We start from the raw sequence: 23,531 nt of genomic DNA, 5'->3' as shown, positions 1-23,531 counted from the left end.
CGGCTTTTGCCTGTCATTCATTCTGCTTCAGCTGCTGATGAACGGTGAATAATGATGGGTATGTCAGCACGCTTAAGATTACACAAGTCAGCGCGGCTGAGGCCATCGTTGTAAACACGATTAAGAGCTGAAAGCGTACTGCCTGAATCGGGTCCGCGCCGGCTAGAATCTGGCCAGTCATCATGCCGGGAAGCTGGACAAGACCCAGTGTTTTCTGGCTTTCGAGCGTCGGGATCATACTCATTTTCATCGCTGAAGTAAGAATGCGCTGTATGGATTGCTTCGGTGTGCCGCCAAGTGACAATATTAATTGAATTTCTTCTTTGCGAACGCCGACTTCTGAGTTGAGCCGGTTTAGAAACAAACTTGAGAGCACCATCGAATTTCCAATGACCATCCCGCTGATCGGAATGACATATCGTGCCGTAAGCGGAATGATATGAAGAGACAGAAGAATTCCCTGCGTCACAATTTCTACGATTGCTAACGCGGCAAACACCCTCCAAAACGAACCGATTGCATTTTTCTTTCGCTTGATGACATTTTGCGCCGCCACCGCGAGCATTAACATCACCATCAGCAGGATAAAAACAGGATGGTCTCCGCGAAAAATCAGCGACAAAACATAACCGATGATAAGCAGCTGCACCGCGGCCCGGATGGTGGCGATGATCATGTCTTTTTCTACACCTGCTTTAAAGGATTTTGATAAAAACAAGGCGATCAAAACAAAGATCATCGTTAAAGAGAGAGAAAGGTAATCCATTACCTAGTGCCTCCCTTCAAAAATTCTTTCGCTGCTTCATGCTGCGGAGCGGAGAAAAATGTTTCGGTTTCAGCGATTTCAAGCAGCCGGCCATCTGCCATAAACCAAATGGTATCGGCTACTCGTTTTGCCTGCTCCATATTATGAGTGACCCACATGACTGTCCATTTTTTCTCTTGATGCTGACGTTTGATCAGTTCTTCAATCTCAAGAGCAGAAACCGGGTCCAAGGCCGACGTGATTTCGTCCAACAATAGAATGGAGGAAGGATTTGAGAGCGTTCTGGCCAGTGACAGTCTTTGCCGCTGCCCGCCCGATAAGTCTCTGGCGCTTCTGTCTAACAGCTCTGGCGGCAGCCCTGCAAGAGAAGCCAGCTTTTCAGGAGAGTACAGCTGGGATTGATGCAGCCTTTGTACAAGACTTAAATTGTCACGCACTGTCCCGTCGAGCACGGGAGCCGATTGAAACGCGAGGGCTGCCGTTCTCCTCAGTTCATTGACATTCCATTCTCTGACTTCCTTTCCGTATATGTTGACTTCGCCGCTGTCAGGCGTTCTCATTAAATTACACATAGAAAGGAGGGTGCTTTTGCCTGAGCCGGAAGGACCTAAAACGGCTACGAGTGCACCCTGTTGAATGTCACCGGTGACATCCTGCAGCACATCATAGGTTTGTCCATCTTGTTTATAGCTTTTTCTGACTGATCTGAAGGAGATGGCTGGTATGTTTTGTGTTTGATCGTTTGCTTCCATTACAATAATCACCTTTCAATATAAGTAGGCTGACATTATATTTAACTATAACGTGAAACAGATCCCTTTTGATAGCACAAATAAAGGAGAACAGGCTTTCACCCATTCTCCTGCAAATGCTACGCAGTCAGATTTGACTGTGCTTTCTTTTTCGGTTTTCTCGGCTGTGAAACGAAGGTATGTAACATCATCCCTGCTATTATAATGAATAAACCGGCAAATGATAAAAGAGATGGGAAAACGCCTGACAGCAGAACAATTTCACCCAGCAGCGCGAAAATCACTTCACCGGATTGAGTGGCTTCAACAGCTGCGAGTTTTTGAGGATTGTCTCTTACCATATCAGTGGCCCAGAAAAATAAAATCGTCGCAATGATGCCTGAGCTGATGGCAACGATAAGGATTGAACGGTTTGACTTGCTGTGGAAGGCCATCTGACCACCAGCCGTAAGCTGCTAATATAAGCCAGAATGGAAGGCTTGCCAATGTCATTCCAAGCACGCGCTGAAATGTATCAAGCCGGCCTCCGTATTCTTCGAGCATTCTTCGGTTTCCTAACGGATAGGCAAAAGCCGCAATGACAACCGGCAGCACACTGAAAAGCAGCATCCTCCCAGAAAGCGCTTCTGCATGCTGAAGCTGAATCAGAGCCGCTCCAATCAGGATGATCATAGAAGTGCCAAGTGAAACCAGGGAATCTTTTGCCGAACGAGCTGCGGACCGCCCGGCATATCTTGTTTGACATAAAACAAAGGAGATAAGAGCACCCCGGCTACAATTGTAATTTGCCAGGTTCCGGCTATGAGCCACCCCGGACCGTATGCAGCCGCAAATGTAATCGGCGCGTAAAAAAGCACGAAGCCGACGAAGCTCCATTTGATCCAATAAAACGGCTTTTTCCTCATCTCTAGTAAGAGAGGCGTGAATGTCCCTCTCATGATGACAATCAAACATAAAAACGGCACCATAAAAATAAAGCGCAGCGAAGAGCTCCAAAGCTAGCTGCCTCCGGATAACTCCATCGCTCTGTTTAATATAAAGGTAACGGCGAAAAAGAGTGAAGCCAATATTCCAATAACGATAGCTTTCATGATATCCCTCATTCTGGCATTATTTTTTTATACTATTCGGTATCATGCAGATCAATGGAATCATGAGAAAAACATCATGTTTTGCGAACCGCAATGTGTGGAAGACAAAAAAGGGAGGTGAAATTGATGGAAAGAGAGACACAGACATACTTATTTTCGGATGACGGCAGGATTCCGAATCACCCTGATTTTCCGCTCGTGGTGTATCAAAACGCGCTTAAGGACACCGGACTGGCAGAGCGGATCGTCACCCGGCATGGCTGGTCAAACAGCTGGTCAGGGAGTGTTTTTCCATACCATCATTATCACAGCAATACGCATGAAGTCCTGATTGCCCTTAGGGGAGAAGCTGTGATTCAGTTTGGGGGAGAAAAAGGGGCTGCCATCCCTTTCAAATCAGGCGACGCAGTCGTGATTCCAGCCGGAGTCGGACATAAAAAGCTCAGCTCAAGCCCCGATTTTACTGTCCTTGGCGCCTATCCCGGAGGCGTTCAGTATGATATGAAGACGGGGAAGCCGAATGAGCGGGAGGAAGCGGTCAAACAGATTAAGCAGGCGGCGTTGCCGGCGAATGATCCGATCACAGGAAAAAGAGATCCTCTATTGGAAATATGGGTAAAGTGAAGGGGAGAAATTGCTGGATTGTCAATAACTAGTGCCGCAGAAACGTTATGACATGAGCTCCATATAAATTAATTTCATAATCGAAGCAATTCACGTTCAAATTTTGTTCAAAAAGTGTTATCATATAGAAGGTAATCGAATTGGAGTTTTTTGTGTTTGCTATTTTCAGAGAGAGTAAAGGATTTTGACTTATTCAATTGTTTATTTTTAGATAAAAATAATACTGAATATGGCAAGATGAAAAACTGGGTAGTAAACATTTATTTTTGTAAATGATTGTGCACGAATTCACAATCCTTATTCTTATGCCTTAAAAGCGTGAGACAGGGAGAGGCACTACCCTTTCCAAAAAAATCAGCAAACTGCTTATAGTAAAGGAGAATTGGATATGCCAGAAACAATCGATCAAACAAATGCGTCTGTCAGCCAAAGCCAGCAAGATCTTATTGATCAGCTATTAAAGCCAGAAGTTCAAGAATCATTGACTGTTTTAGTTGACCAGCTTCCGAAGCTGACTGAGTTAGTGAATATTTTAACGAAGTCTTATGATTTCGCTCAGTCTGTAGCGACTGACGAAGTGTTAAAGAGCGACACAGTCGGTGCGATCACTGAAATTCTCGAGCCTGTAAAAGAAACAGCGAAAGAAGTAGCTGCGACTGCGATCGAAGCAAAAGACCGCGCGGAAGCAAGCAACGAAACAATTGGACTTTTCGGCCTTCTTCGCATGCTGAAAGATCCTCAAGCTCAAAAGCTGTTCCGTTTTGCTAACAGCTACCTTGAAGTCATGAACGAACGCGAAAACCAAAAATAATCTCAGATTCAAATTGATATAAAGGACGGAGGATATACGATGTCAAAACATATTGTCATTCTAGGCGCTGGTTATGGCGGAGTTCTTTCTGCTCTAACAGTTCGCAAACATTACACAAAAGAACAAGCACGCGTGACAGTGGTAAACAAATACCCTACTCACCAAATCATTACGGAATTACACCGCCTTGCTGCAGGCAACGTGTCTGAAAAAGCGGTTGCAATGCCATTAGAAAAACTTTTCAAAGGCAAAGACATTGATCTTAAAATTGCGGAAGTAAGCTCTTTCTCTGTTGATAAAAAAGAAGTTGCGCTTGCTGACGGTTCTACATTAACTTACGATGCGCTTGTTGTAGGTCTTGGTTCTGTAACGGCTTACTTCGGCATCCCAGGTCTTGAAGAAAACAGCATGGTATTGAAATCTGCTGCTGATGCGAACAAAGTCTTTCAACATGTTGAAGATCGTGTGCGCGAGTACTCTAAAACGAAAAACGAAGCAGATGCAACAATCCTTATCGGCGGCGGCGGCTTAACAGGTGTTGAGCTTGTTGGTGAGCTTGCTGACATCATGCCGAACCTTGCGAAAAAATACGGCGTAGACCATAAAGAAATCAAATTGAAACTTGTTGAAGCAGGTCCGAAAATCCTTCCTGTTCTTCCGGATGATCTTATCGAGCGTGCGACTGCAAGCCTTGAAAAACGCGGCGTTGAGTTCTTAACAGGTCTTCCTGTTACAAATGTAGAAGGAAACGTAATTGATCTGAAAGACGGATCTAAAGTTGTTGCCAACACATTTGTTTGGACTGGCGGCGTACAAGGTAACCCATTAGTCGGTGAATCAGGTCTAGAAGTGAACCGCGGACGCGCGACTGTAAATGACTTCCTGCAATCTACATCTCATGAAGATGTATTCGTTGCTGGAGACAGCGCAGTTTACTTCGGTGCAGACGGCCGTCCATACCCGCCAACTGCACAAATCGCATGGCAAATGGGTGAGCTGATCGGTTACAACCTATTCGCTTACCTGGAAGGCAAAACGCTTGAAACATTCAAGCCAGTAAACTCTGGTACACTTGCAAGCCTTGGACGCAAAGACGCGGTTGCCATCATTGGTGCAAATTCTACACCGCTTAAAGGTCTTCCTGCTTCCTTGATGAAAGAAGCAAGTAACGTACGCTACTTAACACACATTAAAGGACTTTTCAGCCTGGCTTACTAATCCTTTTTATGAATTTGACATTGCCAAAAGCGTTCCTTTCCGGGTGCTTTCTGGCAATGTCTTTTTTTTGTTTATATGCTAACGTTAACATTTCATTTTCAAAAAAGAGATTGATCCCAGAGGAATATAAAGGTAAAATAGATACAAATCAAAATGTTAACGTTAACATTTTGAAATAGAATGAAAGACGGTGAGGACATGGAACCCTTCATGGGCGAAAACTTTTTATTGAAAAATGAAACCGCTGTCAGCCTCTATCATAATTATGCGAAAGACATGCCAATTATTGATTACCACTGCCACTTAAGTCCGAAAGAAATCTATGAAAATAAGACATTTCAAAACATCACGGAAGCCTGGCTGTATGGTGACCATTATAAATGGCGCATCATGAGAGCCAATGGAATCGAGGAGACATACATCACCGGAGACGCGCCTGATGAGGAGAAATTTATGGCTTGGGCGAAAACCGTGCCGATGGCGATTGGCAATCCACTCTACAATTGGACTCACTTAGAATTGCAGCGTTTTTTTGGCATTTATGAGATTTTAAACGAGAAGTCCGGGCCGGCTATATGGAAACGGACAAATGAACTGCTCCAAGGGGATGGCTTCGGGGCAAGGGATTTAATCGTGAAATCAAATGTAAAGGTCGTGTGTACAACGGATGACCCTGTCGATTCTCTTGAATACCATTTATTATTAAAAGAAGACAAAGACTTTCCTGTCAGCGTGCTGCCCGGATTTCGGCCGGATAAAGGACTTGAGATCAATCGTGAAGGCTTTCCTGAGTGGGTGCAGGCGCTTGAAGATGCCGCCGCCATATCCATTACAACCTATGATGCGTTTTTAAAGGCGTTGGAAAAACGAGTGCGATTCTTCCACTCAGCCGGCGGCAGAGTTTCTGATCACGCGATAGATTCAATGGTATTTGCCGAAACAACAAAAGAAGAAGCTGGACGGATTTTTTCTGACAGATTACAAGGAACAGAGGTTTCTTATGAAGATGAGAAGAAATTTAAGACATATACGCTTCAGTTTCTTTGCGGTTTGTATGCGGAGCTCGATTGGGCGATGCAGTTTCATATCAACGCTTTAAGAAACACAAATACAAAAATGATGAAAAGGCTCGGACCTGATACAGGCTATGATTCAATGAACGATGAAGAAATTGCCAAGCCTTTATACAAGCTGCTGAACTCAGTTGAGATGAAGAACCAGCTGCCGAAAACGATTTTATATTCACTGAATCCAAATGATAACTATGTCATCGCCAGCATGATCAACAGTTTTCAGGACGGTATTACCCCGGGAAAAATACAATTCGGCACAGCCTGGTGGTTTAACGATACTAAAGACGGGATGCTCGACCAAATGAAAGCGTTATCAAATGTTGGCCTTTTCAGCCGTTTTATCGGCATGCTCACCGATTCCAGAAGCTTTCTTTCGTATACGCGCCACGAATATTTCAGGCGGATCGTCTGCAATTTGATTGGAGAATGGGTGGAAAACGGCGAAGTGCCGCGCGATATGGAACTTCTGGGAAGCATCGTTCAGGGGATTTGCTATGACAATGCGAAACACTACTTTCAATTTCAAGAAGAGAAAGCAAACGTGTAACAAAGTGTCCGCTCAGTATCGCTGAGCGGACCACTATCCGAAAATTCTTAAGGCACAGAGGTGGAACATGCGAACTGAACTGGCAAATAAGGTTGTGTCGGTCGAAACGGAAAAAAGGCTTTCATTGAAAGAGAAAATGTCCTATGGTTTTGGTGATTTTGGCAATGGTTTTATGTTTGATCTCGGCCAGATTTATTTATTGAAGTATTTCACTGATGTAGCGGGAATCCCCGCTGCGATGGCCGGCGGCATTTTTTTAGTCAGTAAGCTGTTTGCGGCGATAACAGATCCAATTGTCGGCTCATCAATCGATTATCGCAAAAATATCGGCAAACGGGGGAAATTCAGGCCTTATCTATTAATCGGCAGCATCGTGCTTGCGGTGCTTACTGTTCTTATTTTTCTGTCTCCCAATGTATCAACGACCGGAAAACTGATTTATGCATATGCATCCTATATGATTTGGGGCATCGGCTATTCGTTTGTGAATATTCCGTACGGCTCATTAGGGGCAGCGATGACTCAAAATTCTGAGGACCGGACCTCCATTTCGACGTTCCGCCAAATCGGATCACTTGGCGCCTTGTTTATCACAAGTGTTGCCGTGATGCCGCTGCTCATCAAGTTTGATAATCCGAAGGTCGGCTACCCGGTGGTCATGGGCTTGTTCGCCGCACTCGGTGTGCTTTGGTTTTATATTTGCTACCGCAACTGCAAAGAGCGCATTGTCATATCGGAAGCACCCAAAGAAAAATTAACACTCTCATCTGTCGTCAAAACATTTATTACAAATAAACCGCTGTTAACCCTTGTCCTGATGACGATTTTTTCAATTTCCGCATACAACATTAAATCCGCCATGCTCGTCTATTTCGCACAATATAACCTGGGCAATGTTGAATTAATGGCTTATATGAACTTTATAATTATCGGTTCTTCCTTTTTGGGCGTCGTATTCCTTCCAAAGCTCGTCAAGATGTTTGGAAAGAAACGAACGGCAATGATCGGCTTCGGCATCAGTGTGGCCGCGGATCTGATCAACTTTATGCTTCCATCTAACGTTTATGTGTTTACAATTCTCGCCAGTATCGCCTTTATTGGAATCAGTATCCCAAATGGCATCACGTGGGCTCTTGTCTCCGATATTATCGACTATGGCGAATGGAAATCCGGTGAACGGAAGGAAGCAACGACATATTCACTTTTCAATTTCTCCAGAAAGCTTGCTCAATCTTTGTCTGGCTTTCTCTCGGGGATCGGTTTGGGGATTATCGGCTATGTGCCGAATGCAGTCCAGACAGCACAGGCGCTGATTGGCATCAAAGCGCTGCTTCTTCTGTATCCGGCCATTGCTTTGGCATTAGCGATGATCATTATCGGCTTTCTTTATAAACTCACAGACCAGCAGCATGCTCAGATCGTTCAGGATCTTCATCAAAAGAACTGACAATATAATATAAAGAATATTTAAAATAATTTGTAAATAAAATGTGTTTGTAGGGGTTTCGCTAGGGGAGTGCCCAAAAAACTGAAAAGGAAGGAGGCACTTGTTTGAAAACGATAACAATTGCAGCTGAAGAAGCAAAGGGACTCGTTCGGCAAAAGCTGGCCGGTGCCGGTTTGAATGAACGAGATGCTGAAAAAGTAGCAGATGTTCTCGTGCACGCTGATTTGCGCAATGTACATTCGCATGGCGTGCTGCGCACAGAACACTATGTGAACAGGCTTTTAGCGGGAGGGATCAATCCTGGGGCACAGCCTGTTTTTAAAGAGACGGGGCCTGTGACCGGGGTGCTTGACGGAGACGATGGTTTCGGTCATGTGAATTGCGACATGGCGATGGACCATGCAATTGACATGGCGAAGAAAAACGGAGTCGGCATGGTCACGGCCGTAAACAGCAGTCATTGCGGAGCGCTAAGCTATTTTGTGCAAAAAGCGGCTGACGAAAAGCTGCTCGGAATGGCAATGACGCATACAGACAGTGTCGTTGTCCCATTTGGGGGGAGGACTCCTTTTTTAGGGACAAATCCGATTGCTTACGGTGTTCCGGCTAAGCATAAAAAACCGTTTATCTTAGATATGGCGACATCCAAAGTGGCTTTTGGGAAGATTCTGCAGGCCCGTGAAGAGGGCAAAGAAATTCCTGAAGGATGGGGAGTCGATGAAAACGGAGAAGCAGTAACTGATCCTGACAAGGTCGTCTCACTTTCAACATTCGGCGGCCCGAAAGGCTATGGACTATCGATTGTAGTGGATGTGTTTTCCGGATTGCTGGCGGGCGCGGCTTTTGGCCCTCATATTGCCAAAATGTACAGCGGCCTTGATCAAAAAAGAAAGCTGGGGCATTACGTTTGCGCGATCAATCCAGCCTTTTTTACTGACTGGGATACGTTTTTAGAGCAGATGGATGACATGATTGATGAACTGCAGCAATCACCGCCGGCTGTTGGATTCGAAAGAGTGTATGTGCCCGGCGAGATCGAGCAGCTGCATGAAGAAAGAAATAAGAAAAACGGAATTTCTATCGCCCGGAGCGTGTATGAATTCTTAAAAAGCAGGTGAGAAAAATGAAAGCGGTTCAAGTGCGAAAAGCGTATGATCTGGTGACAGCGGTGGTGAAGAAGCCAGTTCTTTCAAAGGATGATGAAGTGCTCGTGAAAGTTAAGCGAGTCGGCATTTGCGGTTCAGACATGCACATTTATCATGGAACGAATCCGCTTGCTACCCTCCCGAGAGTCATCGGACACGAGGTAACGGGACAAGTGGAGGAAGTTGGTGCGAAAGTACAGAGCCTAAAACCCGGTGATCATGTGGTAATTGAGCCGATTTCTTATTGCGGATCGTGCTATGCCTGCCGCAAAGGGCGGCCGAATGTTTGCGCCAAGCTTTCTGTATTTGGCGTACATGAGGACGGAGGCATGCGGGAATATATTGTGCTTCCGGAAAGGCAGCTTCACGCGGTCTCAAAGGACTTGCCTTGGGAGGAAGCAGTCATGGCCGAGCCTTATACGATAGGCGCCCAGGCGGTGTGGAGAGGCCAGGTGGAAAAAGGTGATACCGTCCTGATCCAGGGAGCGGGGCCCATCGGGATCTGTGTGTTGAAAATGGCAAAGCTGGCGGGCGCTGCTGTCATGATGACTGACTTGAACGACGAGCGGCTGGCATTTGCGAAAGAAAACGGCGCCGATGCTGTTGTAAATGTCCAAGCAGAAAATGTTGCCGAGCGGGTCCATGAATGGACTGGGAATGAAGGAGCAAACGTGGTCATTGATGCTGTTTGCCTGCCGGAGACTTTTGCACTTTCAATTGAGGCTGTGTCACCGGCGGGACATGTGGTTGTGCTTGGATTTGATGAAAGAGCGGCTCAGATTTCTCAGCTGCCGATTACAAAAAAAGAAGTCACGATAACCGGATCGCGATTGCAGACCAATCAGTTTCCAAAAGTGGTAGAGCTTTTGAATAGAGGCCAGTTAGTGCATAACGGGCTGGTGACCCATACATTTTCAGTTGATGACGTTCATCATGCATTTCAGTTTATTAAGGAGCATCCAGATCAGGTGCGAAAAGCCGTCATCACGTTTGATTAAATGACTGAATCCGGAGGTGCGAGCATGAATATGACATTCCGATGGTATGGAAGAGGCAACGATACAGTCACACTTGAACACGTGAAGCAAATTCCCGGTGTCAAAGGCATCGTTTGGGCTCTCCATCAAAAGCCTGTCGGCGACGTGTGGGAAAAAGAAGAAATCAGAGCCGAGACCGAATATATTCAATCCTATGGTTTTCATGCTGAAGTTGTAGAAAGCGTGAATGTTCACGAAGCAATTAAACTTGGGAACGAAGAACGCGGCCGGTATATTGAAAACTACAAGCAAACGATCCGCAACCTTGCCGGATTTGGCGTGAAAGTGATTTGCTATAATTTTATGCCGGTTTTTGACTGGACACGCACGGACATGTTCCGGCCGCTAGAAGATGGATCGACCGCTCTGTTTTTTGAAAAGGCCAAGGTGGAAAGCCTTGATCCTCAAGAGCTGATTCGGACGGTGGAGGATGCATCTGACATGACACTGCCGGGGTGGGAGCCCGAAAAATTAGCTCGGATCAAAGAGCTTTTTGCTGCCTACAGAACGGTCGATGAAGAAAAGCTATGGGACAATTTATCATTCTTTTTGCAGGAAATTCTTCCTGTTGCTGAGGCCTATGGTGTTCAAATGGCCATTCATCCGGATGACCCGCCGTGGTCGATTTTCGGACTGCCGCGCATTATCACAGGAGAGGCAAGCTATAAGAAGCTGCGGGCGATATCAGATTCACCGTCTAATTGTATCACCCTTTGTACAGGTTCAATGGGAGCCAATCCCGCTAACGACATGGTGGAGATCGCTAAAACGTATGCCGGCATCGCTCCATTTTCACATATTCGCAATGTGAAAATTTATGAGAATGGTGATTTTATTGAAACATCTCATTTAACAAAGGATGGTTCGATCAACATTCAAGGCGTGATGGAAGAACTGCATAATCAGGATTACGAAGGATATGTCAGACCGGATCATGGGCGCCATCTTTGGGGCGAGCAATGCCGCCCGGGATATGGCTTATACGATCGGGCACTTGGCATCATGTATTTGAACGGGCTGTGGGACGCCTATGAAGCAATGGCAAAAAAAGAGGTGGACGTATGATCCCGCTGCATGAGAACCTGACTGGTAAAACGGCTGTCATCACTGGCGGCAGCGGCGTGCTTTGCTCTGCGATGGCACGGGAGCTAGCCCGTCATGGCATGAAGGTGGCGATATTGAATCGGACGGCTGAAAAAGGCCAAGCGGTCGTGAAGGAGATAACGGCGGCTGGCGGCACAGCGTGCGCTGTTGCTGCGGATGTGCTGGACAGGATGTCACTGGAGCGGGCAAAGGAAGACATCCTTGGCCAATTTGGCGCTGTTGATCTGTTAATTAACGGGGCTGGCGGCAATCATCCTGACGCGATAACCGATGTGGAGACATATGAAGAAGCGGGAGAAGGCCAATCCTTTTTTGATATGGATGAGAGGGGCTTTCTAACTGTATTCTCCACCAATTTCACCGGTGCGTTTCTGGCCTCGCAAGTGTTTGGAAAAGAGCTGCTGAAAGCCGATTCACCGGCGATCATCAACCTTTCTTCCATGAGTGCTTATTCACCTATGACGAAGGTTCCGGCATACAGTGCCGCGAAAGCATCCATCAATAATTTTACGATGTGGATGGCTGTTCATTTTGCCGAAACCGGGCTGCGGGTCAATGCGATTGCCCCAGGCTTCTTTCTGACAAAACAAAATCATGATCTGCTGATCAACCAAGACGGAACGTTCACCAGCCGATCTCACAAAATTATTGCGGGAACACCGATGAAGCGCTTCGGAAAACCCGAGGATTTGCTCGGTACGCTTCTTTGGCTGGCGGATGAATCCTATTCCGGTTTTGTCACTGGGATCACCGTTCCTGTCGATGGAGGATTTATGGCTTATTCAGGTGTGTAACGAAAGCGGTGCAACAGAAACTGAACCAACATAGGGGTGAGGTTGAGATGTTTTCAAAAGATAAGCTTCCCGTTATCCTTTTTTTGTTCCTGGCAGGGGTGATTAATTACCTGGATCGCTCGGCGCTTTCCATTGCAGCTCCTTTTATTCAGGATGATCTCACATTGTCTGCCACGCAAATGGGCTTGATTTTCAGCAGTTTTTCGATTGGTTATGCGATTTTTAACTTTCTTGGGGGCGTGGCATCCGACCGCTATGGGGCAAAGCTGACCTTGTTTGTCGCGATGGTTGTTTGGTCGCTGTTTAGCGGAGCAGTCGCCCTCGCTTTTGGCTTTGTCAGTCTGCTGATTATACGCATTCTCTTCGGAATGGGAGAAGGCCCGCTTTCGGCGACCATCAACAAGATGGTGAACAACTGGTTTCCGCCGACCCAGCGGGCGTCTGTTATCGGTGTAACCAACAGCGGCACGCCGCTCGGGGGAGCCATTTCCGGCCCGATAGTCGGCATGATCGCAGTGGCGTTCAGCTGGAAGGTATCCTTCGTTCTCATTATGATTATTGGATTGATATGGGCAGTGCTCTGGTTCAAGTTTGTCAAAGAAAAGCCGCAAGAGACGATCAAGGAAGCACCGGCAATAAAAGCAGAAACGTCTCCCAGAGAAAAAATTCCGCTCACCTTTTATCTGAAGCAAAAAACGGTCCTGTTCACGGCGTTCGCTTTTTTCGCTTACAACTACATCCTCTTCTTCTTTTTGACGTGGTTTCCGAGCTATCTTGTCGACGAGCGGGGATTAAGTGTTGAATCGATGAGTGTCATCACGGTCATACCGTGGATTTTAGGCTTTATCGGGCTGGCTGCAGGGGGATTTGTTTCTGACTATGTGTACAAAAAAACGGCCCGAAAAGGTGTGCTGTTCTCGCGCAAGGTTGTGCTTGTCACGTGTTTGTTTTCATCAGCTGTCCTGATTGGTTTTGCCGGGCTTGTGGCAACGACTGCGGGGGCTGTCACTCTTGTCGCTCTGTCAGTGTTCTTTCTTTATTTGACCGGTGCTATCTATTGGGCTGTCATTCAAGATGTGGTTGATCAAAACAATGTCGGTTCTGTTGGCGGCTTCATGCATTTCCTCGCCAACACGGCAGGAATTATCGGCCCGGCTTTAACCGGATTTATTGTTGACCAAACAGGCACGTTTTCTGGAGCATTTTTGCTTGCCGGAGGGCTGGCTGTCTTCGCTTCACTTGCTGTGATTCGTTTTGTCCGTCCAATCATCGGCAAGACAGCGGGAACAGAAGCGGAAAACCCTGTGTCTTATTAATCTGGAAATACAGTGGGAGAGGCGGTATGTTTGATGATACAATATACAGTAAATAATCGCAGCCGGTATGATAAGGAAGGGAATTAGATGGTAACCATAAAAGATATCGCAAAACTCGCAAACGTATCCCACACTACTGTTTCCAGAGCACTCAACAACAGCCCTTACATCAAAGAACATACGAAGAAAAAAATATTAGAGCTAGCAGAGCAGCTCAACTATACACCAAATGTAAATGCGAAAAGTCTCGCGATGCAAAAGTCGCATACGATCGGGCTTTTCTTTACAAGCATTACAAACGGAACCTCACACAGCTTCTTTGCAGACACAATTAAAGGCGTCAATCAAGCCATAAGTGAGGATTACAATCTGTATGTGCGCGGCATTGATGATCTGAAAAACTATGACTCCGTTACACCGATGAGATATGACGGCATCATTTTAATGAGCCAAAGTGACATTGATAATTCTTTTATTTACCATATTCGCGAAAAAAACATTCCGCTTGTCGTGCTGAATCGTGATATTGATGATCGTACCATCACGAATATTTTGTCCAATGACAAGGAAGGCTCTCAAGAAGCTGTAGAATACTTCATTCAGTCCGGACATCAAGACATCGCCATCATCGAGGGGATCGAAGGCTTTAAATCCTCCCAGCAGCGAAAGGAAGGCTACTTATCTGCACTGATTCAACATCATATTCCGATCAAGCATGAATACAGTGTCAAAGGACAGTACGATATGGAAAGCGGCTTTCAAGCGATGGAGCGGTTGCTGGCACTGCCGAATCCTCCAACCGCTGTTTTTTGTTCGAATGATGACATGGCAATCGGAGCGATGAATGCGATATTCGCAAAGGGCCTGCGCGTCCCTGATGATATTTCGGTGATCGGGTTTGATGATATTGGTTTTTCACAGTACATCACGCCAAGGCTTTCAACAGTAAAGCGCCCAGTGGAGAAAATCAGCGTGCTTGGCGCGCAAAAACTCTTGTCTCTGATCAGCAAGCCCGAAACAAAAGCAGAAAAAATCTTGGAAAACACAGAATTTATGGTGCGTGATTCAGTCAGACGATTGACGACGTGATGTCCCGTTTTTCAGCGGGCATTCTTTATACAGAAAAATGTTAACGTGTGCATAAAAAGAGGGAGGGAATAAGGGTGCAGAAGCTGAATAAAAATGTGTACGATCACTATACTCAGTATCCAGAAAAAATTCTCCAATTCGGAGAAGGAAACTTTCTTCGGGGATTTATCGATTGGCAGATTGATCAATTGAATCAACACACTGATTTTAATGGGAGTGTGGCGGTTGTTCAGCCAAGGGGTTCAGAAAAAATCAAACGATTAAATGAGCAAGATGGATTATATACGCTTTTTTTACAAGGAATGAAAGATGGAGAAGCGGTAAACGAGCATATGATTATCAACTCAATCAGCCGGGGAATTGACCTGTTTTCTGATTATGAAGCATACAAAGAATTGGCATCAAGCGAAAGGCTTCGGTTTATCATCTCCAACACCACTGAGGCTGGGATTGTATGTGATGAAAAAGATCGTTTAGAGGATAGGCCGCAAAAAACATTCCCTGGGAAATTAACTGCATTTCTCTACTTCCGCTATCAGGCTTTTAAAGGAGATCAGACAAAAGGGTGTGTCCTACTCCCATGTGAGCTGATTGAGAACAACGGTGAAAAGCTGAAGGAAACGGTTCTTCATTATGCAGGTCTGTGGAAGCTTGAGGAAGGATTTACACAGTGGATTCATGAGGCCAATACGTTTTGTAATAGTTTAGTAGACCGGATTGTTCCGGGTTTTCCCGTCGACAGCATTGATGAGATCACGGCAGATCTTGGCTATCAGGATGATTTGATAGTTGTGGGAGAGCAATATTATTTATGGGTTATCGAGGGGCCTGATTGGATTGGAAAAGAACTTCCCTTTGCGGCTGCAGGGCTGCATACAAAGATCGTCAGCGACCTCACCCCATACCGGACTAAAAAAGTAAGAATTTTAAATGGCGCTCATACAGCAATGACGCCAGTGGCTTTATTATACGGCTTGAAGACTGTTAGGGATGCAGTCGAGCATCCGGAAGTGGGGCGATTTATAAGAGAGCTGATTGATGACGAAATTCTTCCTGTTTTAAAAATGGAAGGTCTTTCTCAGTATGCTGACGATGTGCTGAACCGTTTTAAAAACCCGTATATTAAGCATTACCTGGAAAGCATTGCATTGAACTCCGTTTCCAAATTCAAAACGAGAAATCTGCCGACTCTTAAGGAATATGCTGAACAAAAGGGACAGCTTCCTGAACGCTTGGTGTTTTCTTTCAGCGCTCTTCTGTATTTTTATCATGATAATGAGACATTGCAGGATGATCCGGCAGTGCTTCAATTTTTCAAAGAGGTTTGGTGTCAGGAGGATGGCGACATGCTTCGGATTGCATCAAGAGTGTTAGGCGAACAGCGGCTGTGGGGGGCAGATCTCAATGAGATACCGAAGCTGACTGATAGAATCGCTGTTTACTTGAATCATATTCATGAGCTGGGCATGCAGCGGGCTCTTGAACAATACTGCATACAAGGGGGAGAGGTACGTTGAAGTCGTTTATAAAGATTCATAAGCAAGATAATGTCCTTCTTGCTCTGCGGGATATTCAAAAGGGAGAGAGGCTGCATGCGGACGGTGTGTCGGTTGAAGTAAAGGATGATATAAAAAGAGGCCACAAGATTGCATTGCAGCCTATTAAAGAAAATGACAGCATCATCAAGTACGGGTTTCCAATCGGTCATGCATCACAAGATATCTCGATCGGAGAGCATATTCATGTCCATAATACGAAAACAAACCTGTCTGATATCCAATCATACAGCTATACACCGAGATTTGATGAAAATCCGTATTCTAATGAGAACCGGACGTTTAAAGGTTTTAGAAGAGAAAACGGAGATGCGGGTGTACGGAATGAATTGTGGATTGTCCCAACTGTCGGCTGTGTCAATGGAATAGCAGAAAAAATGCTGCAGCGTTTTGTCAGAGAAACAGGGGATATCGCTCCATTTGATAACGTACTGGTGTTAAAGCATCAATACGGATGCTCGCAGCTTGGCGACGATCATGAAAATACGAAGCAAATCCTGCTGAATGCCATTCGCCATCCAAATGCCGGCGGCGTCTTGGTGTTAGGGCTTGGCTGTGAAAACAATGAGCTGGCAAGAATGAAGGAAGCACTGCAAGATGTGAACCTGGAGCGGGTGAAGTTTCTGGAATCCCAGTCGGTGACCGACGAAATGGAGGCAGGTGTTGCTTTGCTGAAGGAAATTCATGAAGCGGCCAAAGGAGATAAGAGAGAAGACATTCCGCTGTCTGAACTGAAGATCGGGCTGAAATGCGGAGGTTCGGACGGTTTTTCCGGCATAACCGCAAACCCGCTGCTTGGACGTTTTTCAGATTATCTCATTGCACAGGGAGGGAGTACTGTGCTGACGGAAGTACCGGAAATGTTCGGCGCAGAAACCATCCTGATGCAGCGGGCTGCCAATGAAGAAGTGTTTCATAAGATAGTCGATTTAATCAATGATTTCAAACAATACTTTATTAAACATGATCAGCCGGTGTACGAAAATCCTTCACCGGGCAACAAAGCGGGCGGCATTTCTACACTTGAGGATAAATCGCTGGGCTGTACGCAAAAAGCGGGGATTTCTCCTGTCACGGATGTCTTGAAATACGGGGAAGTGCTCAAGACAAAAGGGCTGACGCTTTTGAGCGCGCCAGGCAATGATTTGATCGCCTCCTCCGCATTGGCGGCTGCCGGCTGCCAAATTGTCCTCTTTACAACGGGAAGAGGCACGCCGTTTGGCACCTTTGTCCCGACGGTGAAAGTAGCGACAAACACCGAGCTGTATGAGGCGAAGCCGCATTGGATTGATTTTAACGCAGGCCTTTTAGCAGAGGATGATGTTCATGAGGAATATGTGCTGCGTGAGTTTATCCACTATATGATTGAGGTGGCAAGCGGCCGGCTTGTGAACCATGAAAAAAATGATTTCAGAGAACTCGCCATTTTTAAATCGGGTGTGACGCTATAATAAGAAAAGGCTATCCTTCAAGCGCGGATAGCCTTTTTCATTAAATCAATTTTAAACCGCTGACTAAAATAATGGACGCCATAATAAATTGCAGTGGACGCGGGGAGAATCGAGGCGAAAGATGGCTTCCGATCAGCACGCCGGGAATTGAACCAATGAGCAGATTAGCTGCCAGCATGTAATCCACGCTTCCGAAGCTTGCGTTCAAAATGCCTGCTGCCGTAACAAGAAGAAATGCATGCGCGATATCGGTTCCGACAATCTGTGACGCTTTCATGTTAAATAAGTAAATCATGGCGATTGCAAATAATGAGCCGGAACCGATTGATGTTAATCCGACGATAAACCCAAACACCACACCAATAAGAATTGTCAGCGCCCTCTTATTTTCAAGCGGCATCAGCTGCCAGCGGTTGGGGCGAAGTTTTCTATCCAAAAACAAACGAACGATGATTGAAATGGCAACCAGCGTTAACACATATCCTAGAGCATGCTTAATAATTTCTTCCTGATGCTGGTGAAAGGCGGGGAACAAATGCAATATGCCAATGGCTAGCGAAGCACTCGGAATACTGCCGATGGCTAAGTATTTTACCAATTTAAAGTTAATCGTTTTCTGCCGCCAATGGGAGGCAACGCCAAACAGCTTTGTGATCGAGTTATATACAAGATCCGTACCGACCGCGATGGAAGGATTAATTCCAAGCACAATTAAAAGGGGAGTTAATAAGGCCGCTCCACCCACTCCCGTCAATCCGACTAAGGCTCCGACAAACAAACCCATCAATATGATGCTTACACTCATGATAAAGGCCTCCTGAAAACCCGACTATTTTTATCAGATTATATATGATTAGGACGCGTTAATCAATTAAATTTTTTGAATTTTTGCACGTCAGCTGCTTGGAATTTTGGTATGCTCAATATCTCTATTCATTTGCCCTATAATGAGTGTCTGGACGAAATCGAGAAGTACTAAAGGCGCAAAAAAAAGATACCTCTTAACAGGTATCTTTTTTCTTGTTTACGCTACATGCGCTGCTGATAGAAAGGAAGCTCAGTGTGGCCCATTTCTCGCACATACACGAACAGGTTGCCTTTATGGTGAATTTCATGCTCCATTGCAAGCTGAAGCAGCGCGCGGCCTGTGACTTTTCTGCCGAAAGCGGATGTCAGATCAATTTCTCTGTCCAGCTGCTCTTCAGTCAGCTGTTCAAGGATAGCGGCCGTTTTTTCTGTATATGTTTTTGCCAGAACATTGAGATCTGTTTCTGTTTCTTCCTGCTTGTTTTGAAATGGTGAGGCATTGCCTTCCTTAATGACATTTGCGAACAAGTGGAAAGACGTAAGAATGTGTTTGACCAGCTCTTCTGCTGACATTGATGTTTCTGCCGGTTTGTAGCTGTAATGGTCTTTGCTGATTTTTTCGGCAAGCTCATTGGTCACGTTTCGATGGGATAAAAAATGGCTGACAATTTGATTGGATTGGCTCATTATGATCTCCTCCATATGTAAAAATAAATGGTGCAATGAAATCCTATATCAACGGTTATGAATTCACAAGTAATATGCTGTGGGATGAAACAAAATGCTATGTCAATCGTATATATAACGTTCACAAAACATGAAATGGAGTATAAACATGACTAACATACCTTTCATTTATCAGTACGAAGAAAAAGAGAATGAAAGAGCTGCGGCGGGCTACGGCACTTTCGGTTACCTTATCACACGGATTGAAGAAACGCTTTATGATCAATACGGTGTATTCTATGAGCTCTATGCCAGTGATGATCCAAATACGGAATACTGGGAGCTTCTTGTAGAAGATGTCCGCAGCGGTTCATTGGAGCCTGAGCATGTGGCATATATATTTGAAAAGCTTGAAAAGAAAACCTTTGCTTACGATGAAGATGAGAAAGAACCGGATTATACCGTCCATAAGTCTATAAGAAACAGTGTATACGCGTATCCTGAAAAGGGAGTTGCTTTTGCCAGAATTCCATATTTTCAAGATGGGAGCATTATGAGTTTTGATTGTCTGTTTGCGGTTAACGATGAAAAGATGCGTGCATTTCTGGAGGGAGTCAGACCGCGTCTTTGGGAAAAAAGCAAGCGAAAAGTGACCGTGTTTACGGATGGAGATGGAGGGACTTCAAGAGAGCAGGAAGCCATTGTCAGAGAGGTTCAGCGGAGTCAAGTCATCATGAATCCGCTATTGAAAAAAGAGATATACAGATCAATTGATCAGTTTTTTCATAGTGATAAATCGTTTTATCAAACATATGACATCCCTTACAAGCGCGGCATTCTGTTATATGGACCTCCTGGAAACGGAAAGACGACGTTAGTGAAGTCGATCGCAGGCAGTATCGATGCACCTGTTGCTTATTGGCAAATTACTGAATTTACGTCGAGTGAGACAATAGAAGAAGTCTTTCAGGCAGCGAGACGCCTCGCTCCTGCAGTTCTGGTCATCGAGGATATAGATTCGATGCCGGAAGATGTGCGGTCCTTTTTTCTCAATACGCTGGACGGCGCGACATCAAAAGAGGGGCTATTTCTCATCGGTACGACAAACTATCCCGAAGAGATCGATCCAGGTTTGATGAATCGTGCAGGGCGATTTGACCGTGCCTATGAAATCGGGCTTCCGGATGAAGAGCTGCGGCTGGAATATATGAAAATGAGAGGCTTTGGCATCTTTTTGAGTGAAGGAGAAATAAAAAACGCCGCAAAACTTACAGAAGGCTTTTCCTTTGCACAGCTGGGAGAATTATATGTATCTTCAGCCCTTCAATGGCACCAAGAAGGGAATCACCATATTGAAACCGCGGTGAAAGACATGACAGGAGAGCAAAGAAAAAGCCAGCGGGGAAGCTGGATGGAAAGAAACAAAGTCGGTTTTCACTAAAAGAAAGCACGGGTGTTTGAAAAACCCGTGCTTTTTTGTTGCGGTTAGCCGAAATTCGACAATTGCGGTTATTTTGCGTTCTTCTTTTTCTTGTAAATATGATAAAATATGACATATCTCGGGTAATTCAAAAGGGGGGATTAATTGAGGATGAAGCAGACGATTCCGTCCTCTTATGTCGGGCTTAAAATTAATGAATGGTATACTCATATCCGGCAGTTCCACGTCGCTGAAGCCGAACGGGTCAAGCTCGAAGTAGAAAGAGAAATTGAGGATATGGAAGAAGACCAAGATTTGCTGCTGTATTATTCTTTAATGGAGTTCAGGCACCGTGTCATGCTGGATTACATTAAGCCTTTTGGAGAGGACACGTCGCAGCTAGAGTTTTCAGAATTATTAGAAGACATCGAAGGGAATCAGTACAAGCTGACAGGGCTTCTCGAATATTACTTTAACTTTTTTCGAGGAATGTATGAATTTAAGCAGAAGATGTTTGTCAGTGCCATGATGTATTATAAACGGGCAGAAAAGAATCTTGCCCTCGTCTCGGATGATATTGAGAAAGCAGAGTTTGCTTTTAAAATGGCTGAGATTTTTTACAATTTAAAACAAACCTATGTTTCGATGAGCTACGCCGTTCAGGCATTAGAAACATACCAAATGTATGAAACGTACACCGTCCGCAGAATCCAATGTGAATTCGTTATTGCAGGTAATTATGATGATATGCAGTATCCAGAAAGAGCATTGCCCCACTTAGAACTGGCTTTAGATCTTGCAAAGAAAGAAGGCAATCCCCGCCTGATCAGTTCCGCCCTATATAATCTCGGAAACTGCTATGAGAAAATGGGTGAACTGCAAAAGGCAGCCGAATACTTTGAGAAATCTGTTTCTATTTGCAAGTCGGAAAAGTTCGATAATCTTCCGCATTCTATCTACTCTTTAACACAAGTTCTGTATAAACAAAAAAATGACGCCGAAGCGCAAAAAAAGTATCGTGAAGGATTGGAAATCGCCCGTCAATACAGTGATGAATTATTTGTGGAGCTTTTTCAATTTTTACATGCGTTATACGGAAAAAACATTGACACAGAATCGGTCTCACACACCTTTCAATTTCTTGAAGAACATATGCTGTATCCTTATATTGAAGAGCTGGCGCATGATGCTGCCCAATTCTATATAGAAAACGGACAGCCCGAAAAAGCACTTTCATTTTATGAGAAAATGGTGCACGCACAAAAACAAATCCAGAGAGGAGATTGTTTATATGAAATCTAAATGGATGTCAGGTTTGTTGCTCGTTGCGGTCGGGTTCAGCTTTACTCAGGTGATGGTTCATGCAGGTGAAACAGCAAACACAGAAGGGAAAACATTTCATATTGCGGCACGCAATCAAACATGATGCATAAAAAAAGACCCTTAGGGGTCTTTTTTATTTCTTCAGCTTCCATTCTTTTATCGTCAGCTCAGAAGATCCACTTGCCACCAGCGGATCCGCATGCCCGATTTCCGCTGCCTCTTCCAGTGAACCTGCTTCGATGACATACGCTCCGCCTGTGGCGTCGCTGAATGGCCCAAACATTTTTAAACGCTTTTCTGCCTGTAAACGATCCAGAAATTCATAGTGCCCAGCCACATGCTCCTGATTAAATTTCTCCGTTCTCATTGTCAGCATTAAATATGTATACATATTCAGACCCTCCATGAACTTCAGTTTAACACATTTATCCATATTACGGTGATAGATGATATGAGCTTTTCGTCCTACGAATGCCACCTATTTATGAAAAAAGAAAAGGAGAGATGATAGGTGAGCATTCCAGTAAAGAAAAATTTGGTTTCTGAGGCGAAATACGCGTTGAAGTGTCCTAATGCAATGTCCGCTGAATACATTACCATTCACAACACGGCAAACGATGCGTCAGCGGCCAATGAAATCAGCTATATGATCGGGAACACAAGCTCGACAAGCTTTCATTTTGCAGTCGATGATAAAGAGGTGATTCAAGGTCTGCCGCTTAACCGAAACGCCTGGCACACAGGTGACGGCACAAACGGTCCGGGAAACCGCAAATCAATCGGCATTGAGATTTGCTACAGCAAATCGGGAGGCCCGAAGTATGAGGCAGCTGAAGCCTTGGCGATTTCATTTGTTGCACAGCTGTTGAAGGAGCGCGGCTGGGGCATCGATCGGGTGAGAAAGCATCAGGACTGGAACGGAAAGTATTGCCCGCACCGCATTTTATCAGAGGGCCGCTGGGATCAAGTGAAGGCGGCAATTGAAAAGGAATTAAATGGTGGCGTATCAGCGAAAAAAGTTGCAGTCTCTTCTTCGGCGTCTGAATATCATGTAAAAAAAGGCGACACACTGTCAGGGATTGCCGCATCACACGGGGTCAGTGTGAAAACGCTGCAAAGTATAAATCATATCACTGACCCGAACCACATCAAAATCGGACAGGTGATCAAACTGCCTCAGACGGCATCTGCTTCTAAAAGCCATGCCGCATCCTCATATCCGCTCCCATCCGGCGTGATCAAAGTGACAAGCCCGCTGACGAAAGGGACAAAAGTAAAGCAGGTGCAGACCGCTTTAGCCGCTCTTTATTTTTATCCTGATAAAGGAGCGAAAAATCACGGCGTTGACGGTGTTTATGGCCCGAAAACAGCAAATGCAGTGAAGCGTTTTCAGTCTGTCAGCGGTTTAACGGCTGATGGGATTTATGGTCCGAAAACGAAAGCGAAGATGGAGGAAAAGCTGTAAATGAAAAGACGGAAGCTGTGAAGCTTCCG

23 protein-coding genes and 1 pseudogene are annotated in these 23,531 nt (G+C 45.2%); 17 read left to right on the top strand and 7 right to left on the bottom strand.

Features of this window, described 5'->3' with window-relative positions:
* Positions 1 to 13: 13 nt before the first annotated feature.
* From ACZ07B_RS10070 to ACZ07B_RS10055, 4 genes and pseudogenes are all read right to left on the bottom strand, one after another.
* Positions 14 to 766: an ABC transporter permease gene (locus ACZ07B_RS10070; protein ID WP_042974219.1), complete on the bottom strand. Its 753-nt coding sequence runs from the start codon at positions 764 to 766 to the stop codon at positions 14 to 16.
* Complete coding sequence (locus ACZ07B_RS10065; RefSeq protein ID WP_042974221.1) at positions 766 to 1,518, bottom strand: ABC transporter ATP-binding protein; 753 nt, start codon at positions 1,516 to 1,518, stop codon at positions 766 to 768. The genes ACZ07B_RS10070 and ACZ07B_RS10065 overlap by 1 nt, the downstream gene beginning before the upstream one ends.
* Before the next feature lie 119 nt (positions 1,519 to 1,637).
* Positions 1,638 to 1,952 carry a multidrug resistance efflux transporter family protein gene (locus ACZ07B_RS10060; protein ID WP_367949456.1) on the bottom strand — a complete coding sequence of 105 codons (315 nt, stop codon included), beginning with the start codon at positions 1,950 to 1,952 and terminating at the stop codon, positions 1,638 to 1,640.
* Positions 1,861 to 2,456, bottom strand: a pseudogene (locus ACZ07B_RS10055) (multidrug resistance efflux transporter family protein). The gene ACZ07B_RS10060 and the pseudogene ACZ07B_RS10055 overlap by 92 nt, the downstream one beginning before the upstream one ends.
* Before the next feature lie 279 nt (positions 2,457 to 2,735).
* On the opposite strand from ACZ07B_RS10055, the gene ACZ07B_RS10050 reads away from it, so the two are divergent.
* From ACZ07B_RS10050 to ACZ07B_RS09990, 13 genes are all read left to right on the top strand, one after another.
* Entirely contained in the window at positions 2,736 to 3,233 is a 498-nt protein-coding gene (locus ACZ07B_RS10050) for a cupin domain-containing protein (RefSeq protein WP_464877155.1), read from the top strand.
* A 388-nt stretch (positions 3,234 to 3,621) separates the two neighbouring features.
* Positions 3,622 to 4,044 carry a helical membrane plugin domain-containing protein gene (locus ACZ07B_RS10045; RefSeq protein WP_003220510.1) on the top strand — a complete coding sequence of 141 codons (423 nt, stop codon included), beginning with the start codon at positions 3,622 to 3,624 and terminating at the stop codon, positions 4,042 to 4,044.
* A gap of 39 nt (positions 4,045 to 4,083) precedes the next feature.
* Positions 4,084 to 5,262 carry an NAD(P)/FAD-dependent oxidoreductase gene (locus tag ACZ07B_RS10040; RefSeq protein ID WP_015383407.1) on the top strand — a complete coding sequence of 393 codons (1,179 nt, stop codon included), beginning with the start codon at positions 4,084 to 4,086 and terminating at the stop codon, positions 5,260 to 5,262.
* A 198-nt stretch (positions 5,263 to 5,460) separates the two neighbouring features.
* Positions 5,461 to 6,882, top strand: coding sequence for a glucuronate isomerase (gene uxaC / locus ACZ07B_RS10035; protein ID WP_212129785.1), 1,422 nt, complete (start codon positions 5,461 to 5,463; stop codon positions 6,880 to 6,882).
* A 67-nt stretch (positions 6,883 to 6,949) separates the two neighbouring features.
* The gene (locus ACZ07B_RS10030; protein WP_038428817.1) at positions 6,950 to 8,329 is read left to right on the top strand and encodes an MFS transporter; all 1,380 of its coding nucleotides are present in this window, start codon (positions 6,950 to 6,952) and stop codon (positions 8,327 to 8,329) included.
* A gap of 104 nt (positions 8,330 to 8,433) precedes the next feature.
* A complete protein-coding gene (gene allD / locus ACZ07B_RS10025) occupies positions 8,434 to 9,447 on the top strand; it encodes an ureidoglycolate dehydrogenase (RefSeq protein ID WP_217019714.1) in 1,014 nt (337 codons plus the stop codon).
* Between the two features lie 5 nt (positions 9,448 to 9,452).
* Positions 9,453 to 10,472: a zinc-binding alcohol dehydrogenase family protein gene (locus ACZ07B_RS10020; protein WP_464877154.1), complete on the top strand. Its 1,020-nt coding sequence runs from the start codon at positions 9,453 to 9,455 to the stop codon at positions 10,470 to 10,472.
* 24 nt (positions 10,473 to 10,496) lie between these two features.
* Positions 10,497 to 11,576, top strand: coding sequence for a mannonate dehydratase (gene uxuA, locus ACZ07B_RS10015; RefSeq protein WP_464877153.1), 1,080 nt, complete (start codon positions 10,497 to 10,499; stop codon positions 11,574 to 11,576).
* Positions 11,573 to 12,409, top strand: a complete 837-nt coding sequence (locus ACZ07B_RS10010; RefSeq protein ID WP_003232752.1) for an SDR family oxidoreductase — start codon at positions 11,573 to 11,575, stop codon at positions 12,407 to 12,409. Before uxuA ends, ACZ07B_RS10010 begins: the two co-directional genes overlap by 4 nt.
* A gap of 47 nt (positions 12,410 to 12,456) precedes the next feature.
* The gene (locus ACZ07B_RS10005; RefSeq protein ID WP_464877152.1) at positions 12,457 to 13,725 is read left to right on the top strand and encodes an MFS transporter; all 1,269 of its coding nucleotides are present in this window, start codon (positions 12,457 to 12,459) and stop codon (positions 13,723 to 13,725) included.
* 87 nt (positions 13,726 to 13,812) lie between these two features.
* Positions 13,813 to 14,814, top strand: a complete 1,002-nt coding sequence (locus ACZ07B_RS10000; RefSeq protein ID WP_015383414.1) for a LacI family DNA-binding transcriptional regulator — start codon at positions 13,813 to 13,815, stop codon at positions 14,812 to 14,814.
* Positions 14,815 to 14,888: 74 nt separating this feature from the next.
* Complete coding sequence (locus ACZ07B_RS09995) at positions 14,889 to 16,331, top strand: tagaturonate reductase (RefSeq protein WP_464877151.1); 1,443 nt, start codon at positions 14,889 to 14,891, stop codon at positions 16,329 to 16,331.
* Complete coding sequence (locus ACZ07B_RS09990; RefSeq protein WP_217019711.1) at positions 16,328 to 17,821, top strand: UxaA family hydrolase; 1,494 nt, start codon at positions 16,328 to 16,330, stop codon at positions 17,819 to 17,821. Before ACZ07B_RS09995 ends, ACZ07B_RS09990 begins: the two co-directional genes overlap by 4 nt.
* Before the next feature lie 40 nt (positions 17,822 to 17,861).
* On the opposite strand, the gene ACZ07B_RS09985 is transcribed toward ACZ07B_RS09990, so the two are convergent.
* Together ACZ07B_RS09985 and ACZ07B_RS09980 are read right to left on the bottom strand one after the other, a co-directional pair.
* Positions 17,862 to 18,626 (bottom strand): sulfite exporter TauE/SafE family protein, encoded by a 765-nt coding sequence (locus ACZ07B_RS09985; RefSeq protein WP_014476525.1) that lies wholly within the window; start codon positions 18,624 to 18,626, stop codon positions 17,862 to 17,864.
* Positions 18,627 to 18,850: 224 nt separating this feature from the next.
* The gene (locus tag ACZ07B_RS09980) at positions 18,851 to 19,315 is read right to left on the bottom strand and encodes a DinB family protein (protein ID WP_014479541.1); all 465 of its coding nucleotides are present in this window, start codon (positions 19,313 to 19,315) and stop codon (positions 18,851 to 18,853) included.
* A gap of 148 nt (positions 19,316 to 19,463) precedes the next feature.
* Between ACZ07B_RS09980 and yjoB the strand changes: the two genes are divergently transcribed.
* The 3 genes from yjoB (at position 19,464) to phrA (ending at position 22,140) form a co-directional block, all read left to right on the top strand.
* Positions 19,464 to 20,735, top strand: coding sequence for an ATPase YjoB (gene yjoB, locus ACZ07B_RS09975; RefSeq protein WP_076457808.1), 1,272 nt, complete (start codon positions 19,464 to 19,466; stop codon positions 20,733 to 20,735).
* Between the two features lie 144 nt (positions 20,736 to 20,879).
* Positions 20,880 to 22,016, top strand: coding sequence for a response regulator aspartate phosphatase RapA (gene rapA / locus ACZ07B_RS09970; RefSeq protein WP_015252291.1), 1,137 nt, complete (start codon positions 20,880 to 20,882; stop codon positions 22,014 to 22,016).
* Positions 22,006 to 22,140, top strand: a complete 135-nt coding sequence (phrA, locus tag ACZ07B_RS09965) for a phosphatase RapA inhibitor PhrA (protein WP_003245487.1) — start codon at positions 22,006 to 22,008, stop codon at positions 22,138 to 22,140. Before rapA ends, phrA begins: the two co-directional genes overlap by 11 nt.
* Before the next feature lie 30 nt (positions 22,141 to 22,170).
* On the opposite strand, the gene ACZ07B_RS09960 is transcribed toward phrA, so the two are convergent.
* Complete coding sequence (locus ACZ07B_RS09960) at positions 22,171 to 22,428, bottom strand: YciI family protein (RefSeq protein WP_024572656.1); 258 nt, start codon at positions 22,426 to 22,428, stop codon at positions 22,171 to 22,173.
* 120 nt (positions 22,429 to 22,548) lie between these two features.
* On the opposite strand from ACZ07B_RS09960, the gene ACZ07B_RS09955 reads away from it, so the two are divergent.
* Entirely contained in the window at positions 22,549 to 23,502 is a 954-nt protein-coding gene (locus tag ACZ07B_RS09955) for an N-acetylmuramoyl-L-alanine amidase (protein ID WP_464877150.1), read from the top strand.
* The last annotated feature ends 29 nt before the right edge of the window (positions 23,503 to 23,531 follow it).

Source organism: Bacillus sp. 9.4 (assembly GCF_055486415.1).
This window is presented reverse-complemented; position numbering and strand designations above follow the sequence as displayed.

Excerpts from the sequence above, each read along its gene's own strand:
- ACZ07B_RS10005 (WP_464877152.1), top strand. The coding sequence starts at position 12,457 with ATGTTTTCAAAAGATAAGCTTCCCGTTATCCTTTTTTTGTTCCTGGCA.
- uxuA (WP_464877153.1), top strand. The coding sequence starts at position 10,497 with ATGAATATGACATTCCGATGGTATGGAAGAGGCAACGATACAGTCACA.
- ACZ07B_RS10065 (WP_042974221.1), bottom strand. The coding sequence starts at position 1,518 with ATGGAAGCAAACGATCAAACACAAAACATACCAGCCATCTCCTTCAGA.
- ACZ07B_RS10030 (WP_038428817.1), top strand. The coding sequence starts at position 6,950 with ATGCGAACTGAACTGGCAAATAAGGTTGTGTCGGTCGAAACGGAAAAA.
- uxaC (WP_212129785.1), top strand. The coding sequence starts at position 5,461 with ATGGAACCCTTCATGGGCGAAAACTTTTTATTGAAAAATGAAACCGCT.
- ACZ07B_RS10040 (WP_015383407.1), top strand. The coding sequence starts at position 4,084 with ATGTCAAAACATATTGTCATTCTAGGCGCTGGTTATGGCGGAGTTCTT.
- ACZ07B_RS09985 (WP_014476525.1), bottom strand. The coding sequence starts at position 18,626 with ATGAGTGTAAGCATCATATTGATGGGTTTGTTTGTCGGAGCCTTAGTC.
- ACZ07B_RS10070 (WP_042974219.1), bottom strand. The coding sequence starts at position 766 with ATGGATTACCTTTCTCTCTCTTTAACGATGATCTTTGTTTTGATCGCC.
- phrA (WP_003245487.1), top strand. The coding sequence starts at position 22,006 with ATGAAATCTAAATGGATGTCAGGTTTGTTGCTCGTTGCGGTCGGGTTC.
- yjoB (WP_076457808.1), top strand. The coding sequence starts at position 19,464 with ATGACTAACATACCTTTCATTTATCAGTACGAAGAAAAAGAGAATGAA.
- ACZ07B_RS10010 (WP_003232752.1), top strand. The coding sequence starts at position 11,573 with ATGATCCCGCTGCATGAGAACCTGACTGGTAAAACGGCTGTCATCACT.
- ACZ07B_RS10000 (WP_015383414.1), top strand. The coding sequence starts at position 13,813 with ATGGTAACCATAAAAGATATCGCAAAACTCGCAAACGTATCCCACACT.
- ACZ07B_RS10050 (WP_464877155.1), top strand. The coding sequence starts at position 2,736 with ATGGAAAGAGAGACACAGACATACTTATTTTCGGATGACGGCAGGATT.
- ACZ07B_RS10020 (WP_464877154.1), top strand. The coding sequence starts at position 9,453 with ATGAAAGCGGTTCAAGTGCGAAAAGCGTATGATCTGGTGACAGCGGTG.
- ACZ07B_RS10045 (WP_003220510.1), top strand. The coding sequence starts at position 3,622 with ATGCCAGAAACAATCGATCAAACAAATGCGTCTGTCAGCCAAAGCCAG.
- ACZ07B_RS10060 (WP_367949456.1), bottom strand. The coding sequence starts at position 1,952 with ATGGCCTTCCACAGCAAGTCAAACCGTTCAATCCTTATCGTTGCCATC.
- ACZ07B_RS09960 (WP_024572656.1), bottom strand. The coding sequence starts at position 22,428 with ATGTATACATATTTAATGCTGACAATGAGAACGGAGAAATTTAATCAG.
- ACZ07B_RS09980 (WP_014479541.1), bottom strand. The coding sequence starts at position 19,315 with ATGAGCCAATCCAATCAAATTGTCAGCCATTTTTTATCCCATCGAAAC.